Raw genomic sequence first — 19840 nt, forward strand, 5'->3', positions numbered from 1 at the left:
ATGGACAGAAGGCATATTGTCGACCGATTGTCGGATGCTCGCATGCAACCGTTTTTGGATGAGTGTGGCGGGAACTGTAAGCGCGCGCTGGCGTTATATGGATGGCATGCAGAGTTATCGTCTGCTGTTAAAGATGTTTTGGCGTTAACAGAAATCTTTCTGAGAAACGCAATTGACAAGGAATTGCTTGCTTGGAATGCCCGTAATAATGGTCCTCAAAGCTGGCTACTTGATCCGCCTCCTCGCCCCTTGCGTTCGATTGTCGGCTCCCAGAGGGAAAAGGCGATTAGGCGTGCACAAGCAGCGGTAGATTGCCGTCCTTCATCTCATCCTCGTCACGGTTGTGCTATCACTCATGATGATGTGCTTTCCCATACGACTTTCGGTCTTTGGCGTACGCTACTACCGAATCATCACCCTAACGCTAATCACGCTGCACCCGAGAATGTAGGACGACAAGTTTTATGGAATCAGGCTATTAAGTCTGCGTTCCCTAATGTGACCGACCCCGACGGATCGATTACGTATTGGAACGTATCGCACTGTAACGATTTGCGTAATAAAGTCGCTCACATGGACAGTCTTCTGAATGTGAACGTGATTGTCGAATCGCGGAGAGCGTTTGAATTGATTGATTCGATGGATCACCAAATTGCAACGTGGGTGTCGTCCCGAAGCCAGGTATCAAAGGTATTTAATAAGCGTCCTGGTCAATAAAAAAGAGCCATCTGGCGCATACGTCCAGAAGACCCTTTTTAGTCATAGCAAGGGACCATGTCCTTACTTTCTGACTCTGACTATAGGTGGCACGTCCCCGTGGTGTCAAGATTTTTGACTAGTACGGCTATTTCACTGCCGTAAACGTCCAAAAAGCCACTAGACATCACAGTTCTAGCGCGTGAGGTTTAGGCGGCGAGCACGTCAGCGAAGGAAAGGTCGAGCACACGGGGGAGATCCTCCGGGTTCATCTCGATGTCGAGTCCCCGCTTGCCACCGGAGAAAAAGATGGTGTCGAAAAGCAGCGCCGTTTCATCAACCACTGTCGGGAGGATGTGCTTGTGTCCCAGCGGGGAGATGCCGCCGGGGATGTAGCCGGAGGATTTGGAGGCGTCGGCAGGCGCGGCCATCGTGGCCTTAGAAGCGCCGAAGGCAGCGGCGGCCTTCTTGAGGCTGAGCTGGTAGGTAACCGGAAGGACGCACACGGCGAGCTGGCGCTTGGGGCCTTTGCCGGCGCTCAGGTCGATGACGAGGGTTTTGAAGATGCGCTCAGGCTCGACGTCGAGCGCCGCCGCGGCTGCGTCGCCGAAGTGCTCGCGGCCACCGTCGAAGGTGGAGACACTGTGGTCGATTCCTGCCTCTTCGAGGATTTTGAGAGCGGGGGTAGCGGCGTGCGGGGTCTTCTTGGCCATAGAATCCACCCTAGTCCGGAGCGCTAGGATGGTGAGCATGGCCACCGAAACGACGAGCGAGACGCTTCAGAAACAGCGATTGTTTGAGGAGCAAGCCTTGCCCTTGCTGGATCAACTGTATGGCGGAGCGATGCGCCTAACGCGCAACCCCCAGGATGCAGAGGATCTCATCCAGGAGACCTACCTCAAGGCCTATAGCAATTTTGATTCCTTCAAACAGAGGACGAATCTCAAGGCCTGGCTGTATCGCATCATGACGAATACCTACATCAACTCCTACCGGAAGGCCAAGCGTCGTCCGCTGGAATCCTCTGCGGATGAGCTGAGCGACTTTCAGCTGTATACCACGGCCGGGCATGACTCCACGGGCTTGGAATCGGCGGAGGTCGAGGCCCTCAAACAGATGCCGGATTCGGAGATTTCCGAGGCCATGAATGACCTACCGGAGGACTACCGCATGGTGGTGTACTACGCGGATGTAGTGGGCCTGGCTTATAAGGAAATCGCGGACGTGATGGGTACACCGTTGGGAACGGTGATGAGCCGCCTCCACCGCGGAAGAAAACTGCTTCGCGCGGCGTTGAAGGACGTAGCACGAGAAAAAGGCATTGGTCGCAACCACCCAGAGATGGAGGAGAAGTAATGGAACGCGCAACAGGACGCAATTGCGGTGCGTGTAACTCTCCGGAGGTTGAAGCGCTCTTTAGGGAACTATTCGATGAATCGACGAGCTACGCGCGAGCTATGGCAATCCGCGAGCATCTTGCGCAGTGCGATGCCTGCCAGCAACGCCTTGAGAGCGAGGAAGTAGTTCGGGCACTCGTACGCAAGTGCTGTGGGGGACAGGCCGCGCCGCAGTCGCTGCGCCAACGCATTAGCGTGCAGATTACGAGGACTGAAATTACCTGGGGATAGGTAAATTACCTGGGGATAAGCAAAGGGCTCGTTCCCGCCCACGGTGTTGGGGTGAGGAACGAGCCCTGAATGCTGACGTTATGCGTTAGGACGCTTGCCGCGGTTAGCGGACTTCTTGCGGCGATCCTTGCGCTTACGGCCACGCTTGCTCATCGCGTACTCCTTCGGTTAAGGGTAAATGAACTTATTCAACTGTAGCGGCAGGGTATGCCTGGGTGTTAATCGGGGGTGTGTCTGTTTAGGCAGATACGCGGGCACGGCCGCGGCTGCGGTTGCGGCGCTTGATAGCGCGGCGCTCCTCCTCAGAAAGGCCGCCCCACACGCCGGCATCCTGGCCGGACTCGAGGGCCCACTTGAGGCAGGAAGAGGCAACTGGGCAGCGGTTGCAGACCAGCTTGGCCTTAGCGATCTGGGTGAGTGCGGGGCCGGAGTTACCGACAGGGAAGAAGAGCTCCGGGTCCTCGTCGCGGCAAACGGCTTCGTGGCGCCAATCCATGATTGAAATCTCCTAACAAATTTTTGACAGCAGTGGGCGAAGTAGGCGCACCAAGGGCAGTCCACGGTGGTGAACTGAACTGAGTGCTACTGGGTGTAAGTGGACTGGTCTGCGGTCAGTGGGGCCCTGTCTCGAGTTAGGGCCAGCGTCGACGCCGCCGTGGTTCACTTTCTGTTAACTCGAAGGATTCTCCGAGTTAAGAACTGATTTAACAGCTCGTTGTTTTTGCTACCTGAGAATAATGACACGTTTACTCAAAGTCCGCTAGGGGTAAAGGGTTAAAAGTGTCCAACGTCACTAAATAAATTCTTCCAATTTGCACTTTTCTAATGGGTGGGCGGCTGTAAGAAGCCTGTCAGTAGCGTCTCTACCTGCGGCGACGGGGAGATTGGGGTGAGTGTGGTGACCTGGATCGCGTCAAATCCATCAACCTCCTCGCTGCCCCCGAAAACACAGCAGGAGGAAAGTCGAAGCTGAGTACAGGACGTGCGAGTACCGCGGCGGCCGAATTGGCAGTGGGTGAAGCTTTGGCGTGGAGACTGCCTAAACCATGGGGCAGGGAAGTAGACTAAACGCCCGTGAATAAGAAGAAGAACCAGCCCTCAACGACACCTGACCGAGCTGCCGGAAACCGTGCACCGCGTACGGTGATGGCGGCTGCCGGCATCGCCGTGGTCCAATCCATCGCGGTTATTATTTTCGGCATCTTCCTCATCGTCCGTGAGGTTGCTGGAGCTGAGAACGGCTCCATGGTGTCCGATTCCGGCGCATCGAGCTTCGTGGGCCTGGGCACTGCCATCTTCATCTTTATCGTGTTCGGCTTTGTCATCGTCGGCTCGTGGGCCTTCGTCAAAGGCAAACGCTGGGGCCGCGGAGCCATCGTGCTGGTGGAATTCATCCTGGGCGCCATGGCTTTTCAGATGTTTAACGGCGGCTCAGCGCTGCTAGGCATCGTGACCTTGGCAAGCGCCGGGCTCGTCCTATACCTGCTCATGGCGCGGCCCGAGACGGCGCAGTGGGCTGAAAGCCACTTTTAGTAGGGCATGCTCTTAAGCGGCGGTGAGCGCCACAGCGGTGTCGCCGCGCTGCTCAACGATGACCGTGCCCGCTAGCGTTAGCGAAATCGGGCCGGAATAGCCGTCACGGTCAACGGGGATGGTCTTCTCGGTTTTCCCGGTAGACCAGTTCACCACGTCGATCCCCTCCTCAGTGGGGACGAGTAGGCGTTCGTCGACTGCGACCCCGGTTCCCACCGCTTGCTCGAGAATGTGATCCACATTGAGCTCGGTAGGGGTAAAGAGATAGAGACGCTCGCCGTCGAACCACGACATGTGGTGCGGAAGATCCGCAATCGCGGGCGCAAAGGGGGACGCGGCGTTGGTGATGGACTTCGAAGGCTCAACGTCCGTGGACGACAGTGTTTCACCTTCAAAGCTATAAGAGACGATGCGCGGTGAATCGCCAGGGAGGAAGACCGCGGCTGCCTCTTGGCCGTAGGCGATGAGGCGCGCACCAGGATCCTCAATTTCGATGTCCTTTGTAATTTCCGGAGAACGGGAATCCTCAGGAGTGGCATTTTGGATGCGCAGCCACGTGGAGTCCGGGGAATCTGGGCAGGTCTCGGTGATACCCAGTGTTTCGGTGCGGGTCAGCGCTGAGGTGATGGCGCAGTCCTCGTGGGGCTGGAGGTTTGGCTCCTGTTTGGCGTCGACATCACCGTACTCAACCGAGCGCACAAGATCCGAGCGCCAGAGCTCTACGCGCTCTGCGGAAACGGTGCCCACGCGGTCATTCGACATGATGGGGACCACCTCCTCGGAATTGCGGGCGCTGCGGGTATCGGAGTATTGGCCGGTGGCGGCATCGATCGCCACTACATCGCCGCAACCATTGCCTGCATCATAGGAAGCCACAACTTTGTTCCACGCTGTGGTGAGCGAACACAGGTCGGCATCGCGGCGTTGATAGGTCCACACTTCGTCGCCGGAGGCGTTCGAGGCGCTGAGCATATCGTCGTCATGGGTGATCAACAGGCCGTTGGAGGATACCGCGCGAGCCTGTCCCGGCACGAGAGTGTTGGGAAGGCTGAAGGCTTCGGTGAGGGAGCTTGGGGTGGCGGCGAGAAGCGCCGGCTCATCGCCGGACGCGGTGTCCACCGCCGGGGTGAGCTCCGCCTTATGAATGGGTGCGGTGATGACCGCGCCGCCGATGGCGATGGCGCAGACCGCACTGATGGCGCCCACAGCAATCCAGTCCGCCTTCGTGGAGCACAGGATGGGAGCCTTCTTCGACGAGTCGACCTTTGCCCGGGCCTTATCCAGCTGGGCTTCCTGGGTGTGCTCGGTGCTCATCGATGCCCTCCTTGACGGGGATTGCGTTTGCGGGAACGGGTGCGGCGAGAGGCGCGGGCGGAAGCTGTAGAGGAACGCGAGGAGCCTCCACGCGGCGATCCCCCGCGCGAGCCCGAACGCTTCGCTGCACCCAGCACCTTGGTGGGCGGACCAACGGTGTCAGAAACGCCCTCGGGAATATCGAGCGCTTGCGCAAGCTCAGGAGAGGTGCTGAACCACTGTGGCGGCTCGGGCTGGTCCAGAGAAAGCTCATCGTTGATAACCTGCCATTTGCTCAGCTCATCGTAGCCAACGAGCGTTACCGCCGTGCCGGTGTGGCCAGCGCGGCCGGTGCGGCCAATGCGGTGGACAAAGGTCATGGGGTCATCCGGCACCTGATAGTTGATGACATGGGTGACATCATCGACGTCGATGCCGCGAGCGGCGACATCCGTGGCCACCAGAATCTCCACGGTGCCTTCGCGGAAGGCGGAGAGCGAGCGCTCGCGAGCCTTTTGATCCAAATCGCCGTGGACCGCGCCCACGCTAAAGCCGCGCTGCGCTAGCTCGTCTGCGACGGCGGCTGCCGAGCGCTTGGTGCGCGTGAAAATGATGGTGCGCCCGCGGCCTTCTGCCTGCAGGATCTTTCCCAAGACCGCGATTTTGTCCATGCGGTGTGCCTGGAAGGTGACCTTGCGCGTGGAGGAATGGGTCTGTTGGGCGTCGCCGGACTCGGCGCGAATGTGGACCGGCTTGGTGAGGAAGGTGCGGGCCAACGTCACGATGGGCCCGGGCATGGTGGCGGAAAAGAGCATGGTCTGGTGCGGGTTGCCGTGCAGGAGGGAGAGAATCTTCTCAATATCCGGCAGGAAGCCCAAGTCCAGCATCTCATCGGCCTCATCCAGAACCAGAACGCTGACCTGGTCGAAGGACAGGTGCTTCTTCTGGCAGAGATCGAGCAGGCGGCCCGGAGTGCCCACGACGACGTCCGCGCCCCTCTTGATCTGTGTGATCTGCTCTTCGTAGGGACGTCCGCCGCACAGGGTGACGACGCTGAGCGGAAGATTCGCGGCAGCAACCTTGAGGTCCCCGCTGACCTGGATGGCCAGCTCACGGGTCGGCGCGATGACCAGCGCGCGGGGAGTGCCGTCGAGCTCCGGGATGTCGGCGTCATCGAAAACGCGATCCAGCAACGGCACACCGAAACCATAGGTTTTTCCCATGCCGGTGCGCGCTTGGCCAATGAGGTCGTGGCCATTCAGGGCGATGGGCAGGGTGAGCTCTTGGATGGCGAAGGTGTGCGTAATCCCGTTCTCAGCGAGGGCATCACAGATCTCTACGGCGACGCCGAGCTCGGCAAAGGTAGGGGATTCGCGGGAATCGCGGGATGATTTCGGGGCAAGCACACCTTGATAGTAGAGGACGTGGCTATAGTGGGGCCATTAGAGCGCCGGGGGCGCAGGCCTCATGGCACGGACTAAAGAACACGATTTAAGGGAGTAGACACCACATGGACATCAAATTTGGCTTCGCCGATACCGCCCGCGAACTGGTCATTCACGCGGATGGTGAGCGAGAAGAGCTGACCCAGACCATCAACAACGCCTTGGGGGAGAACTCCACTCTCGAATTGAAGGACACCAAGGGCCGCACCTATATCGTGCGGACCGAGCGTGTGGTCTACGTGGAAATCGGCACCGTGCGCGCCCACACCGTTGGATTCGCAGGCTAAGTACGCGCTCGCTGCCTCAGCGGGTAGCCTAAATGGCCATGGATAATCCCGCGGAACTTAAGCAGCGCCCACAGTTCGTCTCGGCGGTGGAGCGTTTCGCTCGCGAGTACGGCTGGTGGCGAGTGGTGGCGATCCCCGTCATGGTCGTCATCACGGTGTGGGTGCTGGTTGATGTTTTTCGTTCCCCAGCCCAGGATGCGGAGGTGTCGGCGGCAGGGGAGACGTCGGCAAGCACTGCGGCTGCTGACGCACCCTCCCGCAAGGGGCCTGATCCCGCCAATGCCAGTGCAGTTGCCGCGGCCAAGGATGGCTTGCCCGCCGGCGGTGACTTCACGGAGCAAGGTGATGAAACCTACCGCGATGCCGGCCCTTCTACTATGCACGCGGGCAAGGGCGGAAAACAGACCATCCGGTTCTCAGTCGAAATCGAAAATGGTGTGGACACCTCTACTTATGGCGGCGATAGGGCCGTCGTAGCGCTGGTCGACGCCACCTTGGCCGATCCCCGCGGGTGGACCGCCAACGGCGACTTTGAGTTCATCCACGTCAAGGCTGATGACAATCCCGATACGCACATCCGCCTGACCTCGCTGGGGACCACGGCGAAGTTGTGCGGCGCGCAGTTGGAATCAGAAACCTCGTGCCACACCACTATTACCGGGGAGTCCACTGTGAACCTCAACGAGTCCCGCTGGGTCCGGGGCGCTGCGCCATTTGAGGGGGATGTGGGCAATTACCGCCAGTACTTGATCAACCACGAGTTTGGTCACGCCATCGGATTCGCCGCGCACCAGCCCTGCGGCGGCGCCGGTAAACTCGCACCGGTCATGATGCAGCAGACGCTGAGCTTGAATAACGCACAGCTCTTTGAGAAAGAGCCAAACGAGATCTATCCGGATGAGGATGTCACCTGTGAGCCGAACCCCTGGCCCTATCCGACTCCCGCAAGTTCCGATCACACCAAACCCGAGTAAATCGGCCCGAAGCTAAAAGGACTGTTTCCCCAATGCCATTGCCTCCTGAGCCCGTTCTTGCAGCCTTTAACGCTGAGTTCCATCCCCGCAGAACGCAGGGAGAGCTCGTGGGGCCTGCCTGGGATAACGGGATTCGCGTCGGGGATATTGTCTTTGCCGAAGCTCGCGCGTGGACCAGCTGGTCCGCCAAGGTACGCGAGAAGCTCAGCCTGCCGGGAGCGCGCATTGCCCGCCCGGTGCTGACGGCGGATGGGCGCTACACGGCTGCCGGGTGGAAGGCCACGCAGTTCGTGGAGGGGCAGTTGCGCGGGCGCATTGATGAGACTGCGCAGTTGGCGCTGCGGCTCGATGAGGCCCTAGCGCTGGCGCCATTGCCCACGCTGGATAGGCGCGAAGATGTTTTTGCGCGGGCGGAGAGGGCTGCCTGGGAGGAGAGCGGTGAGGCCTATTCCGATACTGAGCTTGCAGGGCTTCCACTGGTCACCGCGCACGTGGATGTCCTGGGGACCACGGTGTTCTCCGGGGCTAACCCGCCGGCGCTGACTGATATTGTGCCTTCCGCGGCCCCGCGCCCGGTGGGCTGGTCCGCCGCGGTGGTCATGGTGGATGGTCTCATTGCGGAGGCGGTGGACGATGAGATTTGTGCTCGCTTCGCGTCAGTGCCCGGTATGCAGCAGTTGCTCTTGCGTGCTGTGGCGTACCGTCGTTACGTCAATATCCTGCACCCGCGGTCAAAGGCGACCGTGCGTTCGAACATCGAAAGGGTAGAAGCGGCCCTCGTGTCCGCAACATCTGACAGACTGTAGGGCGTGAAGTACAGCAGCGAATCCCCCACACGTACCGGCGTCACGCTTCCCCCCTCGCCGGATGTCCGCCTTATTCCCCGAAGACGTCGTGCCGCCTCGCGCACGTGGAACGTGCCATTGCCGCAACAGGGCACGTGGAGAGTCCTGGGAGCGGCGGGGTCGGGAGTATCGAGCCTGCTTATCGACGTTGTCTTGGCACAACTGAACGCCGGCGCCGATGCCTCCGGCATCCTTGTCGTTGCCCCGTCCAAGGAATCCGGCTCGTTGCTGCGCCGCGAGTTAGCTGAGAACCTCGATGACTACGCCGCGCAGACCTCGATGGTGCGCTCGGTGCACTCGCTGGCTTTCGCCCTTCTGCGCCAAGGCAGCGAGGAAGAGCTGCGCCTCATTACCGGCGCTGAGCAGGATGCGGTGATCCGTGAGCTGCTCCAGGGGCATGCTGCCGATGGCAGGGGCGCGTGGCCGGAGGAGATGCGCCCAGCCCTTGAGTACGTGGGGTTTGCGCGCCAACTGCGTGACCTGTTGCTGCGCTCCATCGAACGCGGCCTGGGGCCTTCAGATTTGGAGGAGCTGGGACAGCGCTACTCCCGGCCCATGTGGGCGGCCGCGGGCGAGTTCCTGCGCGAATATGAGCGCACCCAGGCGCTGGCGGGTTCGCATTCCTATTCCGCTGCGGAGCTGGTTAGCCAGGTTCTTCTGCGCCCGGAGCTGCTGCGTGAGCATCCATGGCACACCATCGTGGTCGATGATGCCCAGCTGCTGGACCCGACCTCAGGACAATTGATTGCTGAGCTGGCAAAGACCGCTCGCCTCACAGTGATTGGTGGTGACCCCGACCAAGCGGTCTTTGCTTTCCGCGGTGCCAACTCGGAATTCCTCACCACCTGGGATGCAGAGAACGAGCTGCGTCTGAGCTCTACGCACCGCACGCCTTCCCCGGCGTGCGTCAGCGTTGTGGATTCCCGCGGTACTTTGCGTGATGTTGTGGCTAATACGGTTCGCCGCCGCCACCTCGAAGACGGGGTGCAATGGCGCGATATCGCGGTGATAGTGCGCTCCACCGGGGATATTGGTCCCGCCCGTCGCACACTGCTTAGCGCTGGCGTGCCGGTACATATCAATCCCACAGACGTTGTGCTTGCAGAGCAGCGCTTGGTCAAAGCAGTGCTCTTAGCATTGCGCGCCTTGGAGAACGAACTCGATCCTGCAGAGCTCGAGGACCTAATTACCGGGCCTGTCGGTGGAGCTGACCCGGTAACATTGCGCCGACTCATCCGCGGCCTGCGCCGTTGGAAGCCGGAGCAGCGCGGAATGGAATCGCTGCGTGAGCTGCTGGACGGTGAGTTGCCGGACTTCAATAACCTTCTCACGGAGCGCGAGGAAGCGATTCTGGCGCGCATTCGCGGGGTGCTGTCTGCTGGGCGTGCGGCCCTGCGCGCGGGAGCTGCCGTTGAGGAAGTCCTCTGGGAGGTGTGGCAGGCCACCGGTTTGGACACGCGCCTGCAGGCAGCGGCTCTGCGCGGTGGTGCCGCGGGCTCGCAGGCAGACCGCGACCTGGATGCAATGATGGCGTTGTTCGACGCTGCCGGTGATTACGCCGAGCGCCGTCCGGCGGCATCGTTGGAGTCCTTCATCCTGCACATCACGGAGCAGGAGCTGCCTACTGGCGTGCGCGACCGTCGCGCGGCCTTGCCCGATGCTGTAGAGATCCTCACTGCGCACGGCGCGGTGGGGCGCGAGTGGGACACCGTCATTGTGGCGGGCGTTCAAGAGGGCACATGGCCCTCGGTGGGGGAGACCGGCTCCCTCTTTGGACAAGAAGACCTCATTGATCTCATCGACCGCGACATTACGCCCGGCACACCGGTGAGCCACGTGTCCGGGCGCTTAGCGGAGGAGCGCCGCCTCTTCCACGTGGCTACCACCCGCCACTTGAGCCGCCTGCTCATCGTGGCGGTGGATTCGCCGGAGGGCGATGTGGTGGAAGAGCCCTCCCGCTTCATCGACGAATTCCTTTCTGCACGCGGAGTCGATGTTCCCGGTGCACAAGCGCGCCGGGAGGCCGGCAAACGCTTGGCGCGTCAGGCCTGGCCGCGCGAGTTGGGCCTCGAGGTTCCGGATCCGAGCCCGGTCACACTGCATAGCGGTTCACGTGGCGATGAGGAAGTGGATCCCCTCGATGTCTCGGTGTTGTCAGTGCCCTCCTTCGTGGCGCAGCTGCGCCGCCGCGCTACCGATCCGGAAACAGGAGAGGCGGAGCGCTCCCAAGCGGTACGGCAGTTGGCACGTTTGGCAAAGGCCGGGGTTCCAGGGGCGCATCCGGATCACTGGTGGGCCGCGCGCGGCGTGGCCTCCGAACTTCCGCTGCGTGGGTCGAGCACAGTATCGCCGTCCCGGGTCGATGCCCTGCTCTCGTGCCCGCTCAACGCCGTGTTGGGGCAGCTGGCGGAGGATGATTCCTCGAACATCAACCTCGTGCGGGGCAACCTGGCGCATGCCTTCTTGGAGGCTTTAGGCCGCGGCGCGGCCGCTGAACCTGCGAAGCGGCTGGTGCTCGATGCTTTCGACTCGCTTGTGGAAGGCCCAGCGTGGCACCGGGAAGCTGAACGCGCGGACTTTGAACGCCTCATCGACCGCACCCATGGCTGGGTGCTCTCGAGTTCAGTCTCGCTCGAGCCCGTGGGCGTCGAGGTCCCCGTCACCGTGGATATCGGTCCTGATGTCACCATCCGTGGGTTCATCGACCGGCTGGCAAAAGCCGGCGAGGACTATGTTGTGGTGGATCTCAAGACGGGGACAAAAGTCCCGTCGGCGACCAGCGCTCAGGACAACACTCAGCTCATGACGTATCAGTTGGCGCTAGCACACGGCCAGCTCGTCGGGGCTGCAGCAGAACCAGGTAGCGAATCTCATGACGTGTCCATCCGGACCGGTGATGGCCTGCCGCGAGGCGGTGGTGTTCTGGTGTTCCCGCGGTCGAGCGCTGCCTCCGTGCCCACCCGAGAACAAGCCACCAAGCCCCCAGAAGAGCTTGCGGAATTTGCACAAATGCTGCCCGCACTCGTGGCTGAGCTGCGCGGACCGGATCTGACCGCGCGCGAAAATGCCGATTGTGATCGCTGCCCAATCCGCTCTATTTGCCCCGTGATGAATGAAGGAGGTCTGGTGACCAATGCCTAAGAATCCGGCTCAACACTTCAGCCCTGAGGAGCTTGCTGCCGCGCTGGGCAAGCCTTTTCCTCCCACCCCGGAACAGGCCGCTGTTATCGATGGCCCGCTCGGTCCGAAACTCGTCGTGGCCGGCGCCGGCGCTGGTAAGACGGAAACGATGGCCTCACGCGTGGTCTCACTCGTGGCGAATGGTCTGGTGAGGCCCGAGCAGGTCCTCGGCCTCACCTTTACCCGCAAGGCGGCCCAGCAACTGGAGCAGCGCATCCGCCGCCAGCTGTTGACGCTGCGATCTTCTGGAATCCTTGCCCCGGGCAGCCCGGCGGCTGAGGCGGTAGAGAATATCGCCCCCAACGTGTCCACGTATGACTCCTATGCAGGCGATCTCGTCCGCGAGTATGGCTTGCTCATGCCGGTGGAGCCGAATGCCCGCATCATCACGGAGGCGGAACGCTATGCCATTGCCCACGAGGTGGTCAGCAACTACACGGGTTCGCTGAGCACCGATAATGCGGTGGCCACGGTGACCGCGACCTTGCTCAAGCTCGCGGAAACGATGGACGGGGAGCTCAAAGATCCGCAGGATCTCTATGAGCACGAGGATATCTTCCGAAAAACCGCTGAGGATCTAGAAAAGAGCAAGCGGACTAAAGGCGAGTTCGGTAAAGACTTGCAGAAGTACTTGGATATCCAGCGCCTGCGCTTGGAGCACCTGCCCTTGGTGGAAGCTCTCAAGAAAGAGCAAGCGGAGCGCGGGGTGATCACCTTCGGTGAGCAGATGTCCATCGCCGCCACCCTGGCCAAAAACTTCCCGCTTTTGGGTGAGCAACAAAGCGCGCGCTACCGCGTCATCATGCTGGATGAGTACCAGGACACCTCCCACGCGCAGCGCATCCTATTGCGCTCCCTCTTCGGCGGCGAGCGCGAGGGACTATCCGTTACTGCGGTTGGTGATCCCATGCAGTCCATCTATGGCTGGCGTGGCGCGACGGCCGAAAACCTGGAGGCTTTTGTCACGGACTTTCCGCAGCCTGATGGCACCCCGGCGCCGAAGGATCAGCTCACTACCTCTTGGCGTAACCCGTCGACGGTGCTGGGGTTGGCCAATGACGTGGCTTCGGAGCTCTTCTCCTCAAGCCCCGGCGAGCGCCCCGTGGATGAGCTGTCGCCCAAGCCCACGGCACCGGCTGGCACGGTTGAGCTGGGTTACTTCGCATCTGAGGACGAGGAGCGCTCCTTCATCGCTGATCACCTTCGTCAGCTCTATGAGTCCACGCCGGAAGGCGAGGATTTCAGCGCCGCCGTGCTCGTGCGCACCAATAGGCAATCGCCTTTGATCGCCGCCGCCTTGGATGAGGCTGGCGTGCCCAATGAGATCTTCGGCCTGGGTGGCCTGCTCTGGCAGCCAGAGATCCAAGACCTCGTGGCAGTGGCTACGCTCTTGGTGCGTCCACAGGACAGCGCGGCGGCACTGCGTGTGCTGACCGGTCCGATGTGCGGCTTGGGCATCGCCGATATCCAGGCGCTGCATTCGCGTCAGCGCAACCTCGCAGGCGCCACCGAGGGCCGCACGCGGTGGGAGGGCGGTGATCCTTTGGAGCACCTGGCTATCCAGGTCGAGGAGATCACTGCGGAGGGCCCGGACCAGGTGCTGGGGCTTGCCGACGCCCTCGCAGACCTCGGCGAGCGCGATCGCTACAGCGTGGAAGGCTTAGAACGCTTGGAGGAGGTCTCCTCCAAGCTGCGTTACTTGCGCACCTATTCCCTGGGTAAGTCGTTGAATGACATCATCGCCGACATTGAGCTACTCTTCGGCCTGCGCACCGAAGTCCTCGCTTCCGGTAAGGCTGGTGGGACTACGCACCTCGACGCCTTCGCTGACTTCGTCGCGGGCTTCCACGGGGATGGCCTGGCCGGCCTCTTGGACTACCTTGAGCTGGCTAAGGAGAAGGAAGATGGACTCGAGCTGGGAGAGGTCCCGCTCGTGTGCAACCGCGTGCAGATCATGACAGTGCACAAGGCCAAGGGCTTGGAATGGGAGCACGTGTGCGTGGCACATGCGGATTCCTCGAGCTACAAGGCGCAGGCGGAAACCTTCCTGACCAAGATCGAGAAGGCCCCGGGCGATGAGGACGTCATTGATGTCCCCGAGGATGCGGTGACACGCACCGACTTCGACAAGGCGTGCACAGCATTCAAAGAACAAAACCGCGAGTTCCAGGCAGAGGAAGCGGCGCGTCTTTTCTACGTGGCCATGACCCGCACGGAGTCCACGTTGACGGTGACGGGCTCCGGCACCAACAGGATGAAGGGCAAGAACAAGAAGGGGCCCTATTCCTACCTGCAGTTGCTGGCGGATAAGCACCCAGATCTGGTGGTCCATTGGGAGGTCCCCGAGGTTCCGGAAGAAGAAGCGGAAGGCGCGGTTAACGAGGCGTCTTTTCCCTCGCTGACCCCGCAAGCGGAAGCACTGAAAGCAGCAGACGCGGTGCGCGCGGCGATGGAGGACTTACCGTCGCTGCGTGATGGCGAAGTCTTTGGGCTCTGGGAGCAGGAGGCGAGTGCGCTCATCGAAGAACACAAGGCCCTTCAAGCCCCCGTGGTCGATGTTGAACTGCCTGGCGAGCTGACGGCCTCCGACATGGTGGCTATGTCGGCGGATCCCACCCAATTCGCGCGCCGCCAGCGTCGCCCCATTCCCTTCAAGCCCAATTCCTATGCCAAGCGCGGCACAGCTTTCCACGCCTGGCTGGAGGATCGTTTCGGTTCCCCAGCCTTGCTGGGGGAGGACGAGCTGCCAGGCTCGCACGACGAACCGGACCATGACTTGGAATCCCTCAAGGAGTCTTTCCTGGCCTCCGAGTGGGCACAGCGCACTCCCGCTTATGTCGAGGCCCCCTTCGAGATCACCATTGGGGACTCGGTTGTCCGCGGCCGCATGGACGCGGTGTTCCAGCAGCCGGATGGCTCCTGGCTCATCGTGGACTGGAAGACCGGCCGCCGCCCGCAGGGCGCCGCATTGGCCTCGGCGCAGATTCAGCTGGCTGTCTACGCAGAAGCATGGCGGCGCATCCACGGCGTGGAGACCGTCCGCGCGGCGTTCTTCTACGTGCATGAGAATTATCTCTTGGAGCCGGATGACTTGCCCACCGGAGCACGGTTGGCTGAGCTTTTAAGCTCCGCAGTTTCCACGCCACCGGGGTTGAGTCTAAGGTAGTCTCACGAGGAAATCCGCACTGTCTAGGGAGGTTGGCACTTCGTGCCCAAGCACTTAGGTAAACGCTTTACATCGCGTTTCTTGTCGCAGGTTGAGCTGACCTCGCAGCCAGATCATGCGCTGATCGACGTCATCACGATTCCGCGCACGCAGAGCACCAGCCCGTGGAAACAGCTGGCAAGCCGCGTTATTTGGGCCATGGGGCTGTTGGTCTTCGTCACCATCGTCGTCTTTTTCGACGGCGATGGCTACAGCGAAGACCTGTCCTTCCTCGATGCTGCCTATTATTCAGCGGTGTCGTTGACCACTGTGGGCTACGGCGATATCGTCCCTGTGACCCCCACGGCGCGCTTTATCAACCTCGTTATTGTTACTCCGGCCCGCCTGCTCTTCCTTGTTTTGTTGGTCGGTGCTACCTTGTCGGTTCTGACGGATCGAGCCCGTCGCACGTTTGAAATCCAGAATTGGAGAAAGCAATTGCGTAACCACACCGTCGTCATCGGCTATGGCACCAAGGGCGCCGGTGCGGTCGCCGCGCTTATCGCCGATGACGTCCCAGCCTCCCAAATCGTGGTCGTAGACAATAACCGTGCGGCCCTAGCTAGCGCCGAGCACCATGGCCTTGTCACCATCTATGGCTCCGGAACCAAACAGGATGTCCTGCGCATCGCCGGCGCGCAGCACGCCTCCTCCGTGGTGGTGACGCCGTCCACGGACGATACCGCGGTGCTGTGCACGTTGTCTGTGCGCGAGCTCAATCCGAAGGCTAAGGTTGTCGCGTCTGTGCGTGAATCCGAAAACCGCCACCTTCTCCTGCAGTCCGGTGCCGACTCGGTGGTCACCTCCGCGGAAACGGCCGGCCGCCTCCTGGGCCTTGCCACCGTCACCCCAACGGTGGTGGAGATGATGGAGGACCTCCTCTCTCCGAATGAGGGCTTTTCCGTGGCCGAGCGCGCTGTACGCGAATTCGAGGTGGGCTCCAACCCGCGCCACCTCGCGGACATCGTCTTGGCAGTCCTGCGTAATAACGAGCTGCACCGCGTCGACACGGCAGATGCCTACGCGCTCAAGCCCGGTGACCGCCTGCTCTACATCAAGCACGAGATGCAGCAAGCCGCGGAAGATACCGATGAAGATGAGGACGAAGGCAACTAATGTTCCTGCCCGTCACCGAAGCCGGCCTCGTTCCGGTAACGCCTCAAGGGCAACCTGTTTACCTGGCTGAGCCGGCGGGGGATATCGTGGTGACAGCCGGGTCCATCCATGCTTTCCTCGTGGGCACTGAGTCCGCCGAGCGGCTCGGGACGTTGCGCGATGCCACCTTTTTCAACGGGCAGCGCGATATTCTCAAAGCACTGCACCTGATTCGCAACCGTCGTGAAGCGCGCTTTGATCCGCGCACTGGGCGTGAGCTGTCCTATCCTGCCCCGGGGGCCGTGGGCCACGACGGCGAGCGCCTCGTTTTCCCGCGCCTCGATCCGGCCGTCATCGGCATCATCCGCCACCCAGAAACGGACCGTATTCTTCTGGCTCGCAACCGGCACCGATCAGGGTTCTTTTCACTCATTGCCGGTTATGTCGATCCCGGCGAGACCCTCGAAGAGGCCATGGTCCGCGAGGCTTTGGAAGAAACCGGTCGCCGCGTTGAATCAGTTACCTACTGGGGCTCGCAACCCTGGCCACCGAGCGGTTCGCTGATGGTGGGCTTTTCCGCGGTCACGGAGGATGTCCGGCCCGTGTGCGATACTGACGGAGAGCTCGCGGAAGTGCGGTGGGTGTCCCGCGCTGAGCTGCCAGAACTGACCATTGCCCGCAAGGGCTCAATTGCACACACGATGATTATGGAGTGGTTCCACGGTGATGAGACCGGATCTGTCCCTGCTCGATGAAGACCAGCGGGCCGCAGCCACGGCGCCGCGCGGTCCGGTCTGCATCCTCGCGGGTGCCGGTACGGGCAAAACGCGCACGATTACCTATCGCATCGCCCACATGGTGGACCAGGGCTTCGTCAACCCACAACGCGTTCTGGCCGTCACGTTTACTACTCGTGCCGCAAGCGAAATGCGTGAGCGTCTCAATCACATGGGCGTCGGGGGAGTGCAGGCCCAAACCTTTCACGCCGCGGCGCGCCGTCAGCTGAAGTACTTTTGGCCGCAGGTTGCGGGGGATCTGCCTTGGCAGCTCATCGACAACAAGTTCAGCCTCGTGGGGCGCGCGGTGCGCTCACTCGGATTGGACAACAACAAGGACACCATCCGTGACTTCCTGGGGGAAATCGAGTGGGCAAAGTCCTCGCTGATCAGCCCCGAGGGCTATCCCGGAATCATCGAATCCACGGACCGCGAGGCACCGGGGGACCCGGCCAAGGTGGCGGAGGTCTTCCGCCGCTATGAGGACATGAAGGCCACCCCGGATCTCATGTACCTCGATTTCGATGATTTGCTCATGCATATCGCCGGTGCCATCGAGAACGTTCCTTCGGTGGCTGAGGTATTCCGCGAGCAGTACCGCACCTTCGTGGTGGATGAGTACCAGGACGTCACGCCGCTGCAGCAGCGAGTATTGGAGGCGTGGTTGGGGGAGCGCGATGACCTGACGGTTGTGGGCGATGCTAACCAGACCATCTACTCCTTCAACGGGGCTTCTCCGGAGTACTTGCTGAATTTTTCCCGCACTTACCCGCAGGCCACTGTGGTGAAGCTGCAGCGAGACTACCGCTCCACCCCGCAGGTGACGGACTTGGCCAACGAAGTTATCTCGAAGGCTTCGGGCCGCGCTGCGGGAACCCGTCTGGAGCTGCAGGGTATGCGCGAGCCAGGGCCCGAGCCCACGTTTAAGGCCTATGAGTCTGAGGAGATTGAGGCCAAGGAGGTCGCGGGCCAGGTTCTGACCTTGCTCAACCAGGGAGTTAAGGCCTCGGAGATTGCGATCCTCTACCGCATCAACGCGCAGTCGGAGCAGTTTGAGCAGGCGCTTGCCGACGCCGGAGTGGTCTACCAGGTCCGCGGCGGCGAAGGCTTCTTCCGCCGCCCAGAGATCTTGGAGGCCATCCGCGTGCTCATCGCCGCCACGCGCCGCGATGATCTGCCGAACGATCCGGTGGCCGTGGCGCGCGCGGCCTTCGTGGAGCTGGGACTGTCCGCCACGGAGCCGCAGGGCGCGCAGGCCCGTGAGCGCTGGCAGTCGCTCACCGCACTGGTGGATCTTATCGCACAAATCGTGGAGGACCACGAGGGCATCGATCTTCCCGGCGTGCTCGGTGAGCTGCACCGCCGTTCCGAAAATAAGCACAACCCCACGATGGAGGGCGTTACCTTGGCCACTATCCACGCGGCCAAGGGCTTGGAGTGGGATGCGGTCTTCCTCGTTGGCCTCACCGAAAAACTGCTACCCATCAACCACGCCATCAAGGCCGGCGATGAGCACGTGGAGGAGGAGCGCCGCCTGTTTTATGTCGGCATTACTCGTGCCCGCGAGCACCTAGCTTTGTCGTGGGCGCTGGCTAAGACCACCGGTTCGCGGGCCTCGCGTGAGCGAACTCGCTTCCTGGACGGCGTGGTGCCGGGAATCGAGGAGAGCCAGACATCGAACCGTCGCTATCGTCCGCGCCGCTGCCGCGTGTGCTCAGGCCAGCTCAGCAGCCCGGCAGAGAAGGTCCTCGGCCGCCACGAGTGGTGCGAGTACGAAGGCGATGAGGATGTCTTCAATGCGCTGCGCGCCTGGCGCGCGTCCGTGGCTAAGGACTCCCAGGTTCCTGCCTATGTCGTGTTTTCCGATGCCACCCTGCAAGCCATCTCGGAGGCTCTTCCCGCCAGCGAGGCGGAGTTGCTCGATATCTCCGGGGTAGGCCCCTCCAAGCTGGAGCGCTACGGCGCGGAGGTGCTGCAGATCATCGCCTCGACCCGGGGTTAGGCACCGGCGCAGTACGTACAGCGCGGGTGCTCCATCAGCAGCCGGTGTTGCTCGATCCCGTAGGGGTCTATCTCCTTAAGCTCCCCGGCTAACGGCTTGCCGCCGGGAGCCCCGGGCGGGGCGGGCCTTCCCAAAAGGCGGCGGATGGTGACCGCAGCATGCATCACTATTGCGGTGCGCACGATTGGATCCCCCGGCGGTTCTACCGCGGCGGCGCGGCGCGCCACCTCGTGCCACTGCTCGTCCGCATCGATGCGGTGCAGATGCGCGCACAGTGGGCAAGGCCCCGCGCCGGACACCCGGACCGGACCGATGATGCCGCGGGCATCCAACATCGATACCGGCAGCCACGTCGCCGAGGATTTGTGCAGGGCTTGTGCCCATTCCGTGGCGCCGTCCAACATGTCGACGGCCACGATCGGCAGGTACCCGGCCACGTTCGCGATGTACTCGGAGGGTGTTTCGCTGTGGAGAGGGGAGCGGGGCTGGAAGGAATCGTTAAGGAGGACATCGCGCAGCTCATTGGCGAGGGCCGACGTACCCAGCACGGCCACGCGCTGCGGCTGGGGCGCTGGCCATAGAACCCGGTAACTGATCAGATCATCAACCAGGCTGCGGGCAGCGGACGGGCTCGTGCCCGTATTCTCGATGGATTTTTCAATGGTTTGCCGGGTCAGCGGGGTGCGCAACCGGTTGAGCAGGCGTGCCAGTTGCGGGTGGGCCTCGAACACGCCAACGCGCGTGGCATCCATGCCACACTGGAGCATTCCGGGTTCGCGCTCCAGGATTGTGGTTTCCGGCGCCAACATGTACGTCTGTGCAGACATGGTTTCCTCCCCGTTGATGACCCACCCCAGCTGTGCTTAGCCATCATTGCACCA

At 61.7% G+C, this 19840-nt stretch carries 18 protein-coding genes; 12 read left to right on the forward strand and 6 right to left on the reverse strand.

From position 1 onward, the window contains the following. The first annotated feature begins 27 nt into the window (after positions 1 to 27). Positions 28 to 717: a hypothetical protein gene (locus tag HMPREF2760_RS12630; protein WP_210386357.1), complete on the forward strand. Its 690-nt coding sequence runs from the start codon at positions 28 to 30 to the stop codon at positions 715 to 717. Between the two features lie 188 nt (positions 718 to 905). On the opposite strand, the gene ybaK is transcribed toward HMPREF2760_RS12630, so the two are convergent. Continuing rightward, a complete protein-coding gene (gene ybaK, locus HMPREF2760_RS10560; protein ID WP_070520181.1) occupies positions 906 to 1409 on the reverse strand; it encodes a Cys-tRNA(Pro) deacylase in 504 nt (167 codons plus the stop codon). A 37-nt stretch (positions 1410 to 1446) separates the two neighbouring features. Between ybaK and HMPREF2760_RS10565 the strand changes: the two genes are divergently transcribed. Together HMPREF2760_RS10565 and rsrA are read left to right on the forward strand one after the other, a co-directional pair. Continuing rightward, positions 1447 to 2052 (forward strand): sigma-70 family RNA polymerase sigma factor, encoded by a 606-nt coding sequence (locus HMPREF2760_RS10565; RefSeq protein WP_070520183.1) that lies wholly within the window; start codon positions 1447 to 1449, stop codon positions 2050 to 2052. Continuing rightward, a complete protein-coding gene (rsrA, locus tag HMPREF2760_RS10570; protein ID WP_070520186.1) occupies positions 2052 to 2324 on the forward strand; it encodes a mycothiol system anti-sigma-R factor in 273 nt (90 codons plus the stop codon). The genes HMPREF2760_RS10565 and rsrA overlap by 1 nt, the downstream gene beginning before the upstream one ends. Positions 2325 to 2402: 78 nt before the next feature. Here the strand turns inward: rsrA and HMPREF2760_RS13230 are convergent, their stop codons facing one another. Both HMPREF2760_RS13230 and HMPREF2760_RS10575 read right to left on the reverse strand, forming a co-directional pair. Next, a complete protein-coding gene (locus HMPREF2760_RS13230; RefSeq protein WP_100227335.1) occupies positions 2403 to 2477 on the reverse strand; it encodes a 50S ribosomal protein bL37 in 75 nt (24 codons plus the stop codon). An 85-nt stretch (positions 2478 to 2562) separates the two neighbouring features. After that, positions 2563 to 2820: a WhiB family transcriptional regulator gene (locus HMPREF2760_RS10575; RefSeq protein WP_010189168.1), complete on the reverse strand. Its 258-nt coding sequence runs from the start codon at positions 2818 to 2820 to the stop codon at positions 2563 to 2565. Between the two features lie 578 nt (positions 2821 to 3398). Here HMPREF2760_RS10575 and HMPREF2760_RS10580 point away from each other — a divergent pair. Beyond that, a complete protein-coding gene (locus tag HMPREF2760_RS10580) occupies positions 3399 to 3857 on the forward strand; it encodes a hypothetical protein (RefSeq protein WP_070597307.1) in 459 nt (152 codons plus the stop codon). Between the two features lie 12 nt (positions 3858 to 3869). On the opposite strand, the gene HMPREF2760_RS10585 is transcribed toward HMPREF2760_RS10580, so the two are convergent. Next, positions 3870 to 5171 (reverse strand): Rv3212 family protein, encoded by a 1302-nt coding sequence (locus HMPREF2760_RS10585; RefSeq protein ID WP_070597308.1) that lies wholly within the window; start codon positions 5169 to 5171, stop codon positions 3870 to 3872. Next, positions 5168 to 6556, reverse strand: coding sequence for a DEAD/DEAH box helicase (locus HMPREF2760_RS10590; protein WP_070597310.1), 1389 nt, complete (start codon positions 6554 to 6556; stop codon positions 5168 to 5170). Before HMPREF2760_RS10590 ends, HMPREF2760_RS10585 begins: the two co-directional genes overlap by 4 nt. 104 nt (positions 6557 to 6660) lie before the next feature. On the opposite strand from HMPREF2760_RS10590, the gene HMPREF2760_RS10595 reads away from it, so the two are divergent. The 8 genes from HMPREF2760_RS10595 to HMPREF2760_RS10630 are packed head-to-tail and all read left to right on the forward strand — an operon-like array spanning position 6661 to position 18959. Then, positions 6661 to 6882 carry a DUF3107 domain-containing protein gene (locus tag HMPREF2760_RS10595; protein WP_070520196.1) on the forward strand — a complete coding sequence of 74 codons (222 nt, stop codon included), beginning with the start codon at positions 6661 to 6663 and terminating at the stop codon, positions 6880 to 6882. Positions 6883 to 6914: 32 nt separating this feature from the next. Then, positions 6915 to 7856 (forward strand): DUF3152 domain-containing protein, encoded by a 942-nt coding sequence (locus HMPREF2760_RS10600; RefSeq protein ID WP_070597311.1) that lies wholly within the window; start codon positions 6915 to 6917, stop codon positions 7854 to 7856. A 32-nt stretch (positions 7857 to 7888) separates the two neighbouring features. Continuing rightward, positions 7889 to 8662: a hypothetical protein gene (locus HMPREF2760_RS10605; protein WP_070597312.1), complete on the forward strand. Its 774-nt coding sequence runs from the start codon at positions 7889 to 7891 to the stop codon at positions 8660 to 8662. Between the two features lie 3 nt (positions 8663 to 8665). After that, complete coding sequence (locus HMPREF2760_RS10610; protein WP_246823677.1) at positions 8666 to 11842, forward strand: ATP-dependent helicase; 3177 nt, start codon at positions 8666 to 8668, stop codon at positions 11840 to 11842. Continuing rightward, entirely contained in the window at positions 11835 to 15047 is a 3213-nt protein-coding gene (locus tag HMPREF2760_RS10615; RefSeq protein WP_070597314.1) for an ATP-dependent helicase, read from the forward strand. Before HMPREF2760_RS10610 ends, HMPREF2760_RS10615 begins: the two co-directional genes overlap by 8 nt. A gap of 42 nt (positions 15048 to 15089) precedes the next feature. Further along, on the forward strand, positions 15090 to 16202 hold the full coding sequence (locus tag HMPREF2760_RS10620) for a potassium channel family protein (RefSeq protein ID WP_070520204.1): 1113 nt from the start codon (positions 15090 to 15092) through the stop codon (positions 16200 to 16202). After that, the gene (locus tag HMPREF2760_RS10625; RefSeq protein WP_070597316.1) at positions 16202 to 16936 is read left to right on the forward strand and encodes an NAD(+) diphosphatase; all 735 of its coding nucleotides are present in this window, start codon (positions 16202 to 16204) and stop codon (positions 16934 to 16936) included. Before HMPREF2760_RS10620 ends, HMPREF2760_RS10625 begins: the two co-directional genes overlap by 1 nt. Beyond that, entirely contained in the window at positions 16908 to 18959 is a 2052-nt protein-coding gene (locus tag HMPREF2760_RS10630; RefSeq protein WP_210386359.1) for an ATP-dependent DNA helicase UvrD2, read from the forward strand. Before HMPREF2760_RS10625 ends, HMPREF2760_RS10630 begins: the two co-directional genes overlap by 29 nt. On the opposite strand, the gene HMPREF2760_RS10635 is transcribed toward HMPREF2760_RS10630, so the two are convergent. Continuing rightward, positions 18956 to 19786 carry a hypothetical protein gene (locus HMPREF2760_RS10635; protein WP_046647470.1) on the reverse strand — a complete coding sequence of 277 codons (831 nt, stop codon included), beginning with the start codon at positions 19784 to 19786 and terminating at the stop codon, positions 18956 to 18958. The genes HMPREF2760_RS10630 and HMPREF2760_RS10635 overlap by 4 nt on opposite strands. Between the last annotated feature and the right edge of the window lie 54 nt (positions 19787 to 19840).

It is taken from the genome of Corynebacterium sp. HMSC065D07 (assembly GCF_001810695.1).
In the GTDB taxonomy this organism is placed as follows: Bacteria; Actinomycetota; Actinomycetes; order Mycobacteriales; family Mycobacteriaceae; genus Corynebacterium; species Corynebacterium hesseae.

Excerpts from the sequence above, each read along its gene's own strand:
- ybaK (WP_070520181.1), bottom strand. The coding sequence starts at position 1,409 with ATGGCCAAGAAGACCCCGCACGCCGCTACCCCCGCTCTCAAAATCCTC.
- HMPREF2760_RS10565 (WP_070520183.1), top strand. The coding sequence starts at position 1,447 with ATGGCCACCGAAACGACGAGCGAGACGCTTCAGAAACAGCGATTGTTT.
- rsrA (WP_070520186.1), top strand. The coding sequence starts at position 2,052 with ATGGAACGCGCAACAGGACGCAATTGCGGTGCGTGTAACTCTCCGGAG.
- HMPREF2760_RS10575 (WP_010189168.1), bottom strand. The coding sequence starts at position 2,820 with ATGGATTGGCGCCACGAAGCCGTTTGCCGCGACGAGGACCCGGAGCTC.
- HMPREF2760_RS10585 (WP_070597308.1), bottom strand. The coding sequence starts at position 5,171 with ATGAGCACCGAGCACACCCAGGAAGCCCAGCTGGATAAGGCCCGGGCA.
- HMPREF2760_RS10595 (WP_070520196.1), top strand. The coding sequence starts at position 6,661 with ATGGACATCAAATTTGGCTTCGCCGATACCGCCCGCGAACTGGTCATT.
- HMPREF2760_RS10600 (WP_070597311.1), top strand. The coding sequence starts at position 6,915 with ATGGCCATGGATAATCCCGCGGAACTTAAGCAGCGCCCACAGTTCGTC.
- HMPREF2760_RS10605 (WP_070597312.1), top strand. The coding sequence starts at position 7,889 with ATGCCATTGCCTCCTGAGCCCGTTCTTGCAGCCTTTAACGCTGAGTTC.
- HMPREF2760_RS10615 (WP_070597314.1), top strand. The coding sequence starts at position 11,835 with ATGCCTAAGAATCCGGCTCAACACTTCAGCCCTGAGGAGCTTGCTGCC.
- HMPREF2760_RS10625 (WP_070597316.1), top strand. The coding sequence starts at position 16,202 with ATGTTCCTGCCCGTCACCGAAGCCGGCCTCGTTCCGGTAACGCCTCAA.
- HMPREF2760_RS10630 (WP_210386359.1), top strand. The coding sequence starts at position 16,908 with ATGAGACCGGATCTGTCCCTGCTCGATGAAGACCAGCGGGCCGCAGCC.
- HMPREF2760_RS10635 (WP_046647470.1), bottom strand. The coding sequence starts at position 19,786 with ATGTCTGCACAGACGTACATGTTGGCGCCGGAAACCACAATCCTGGAG.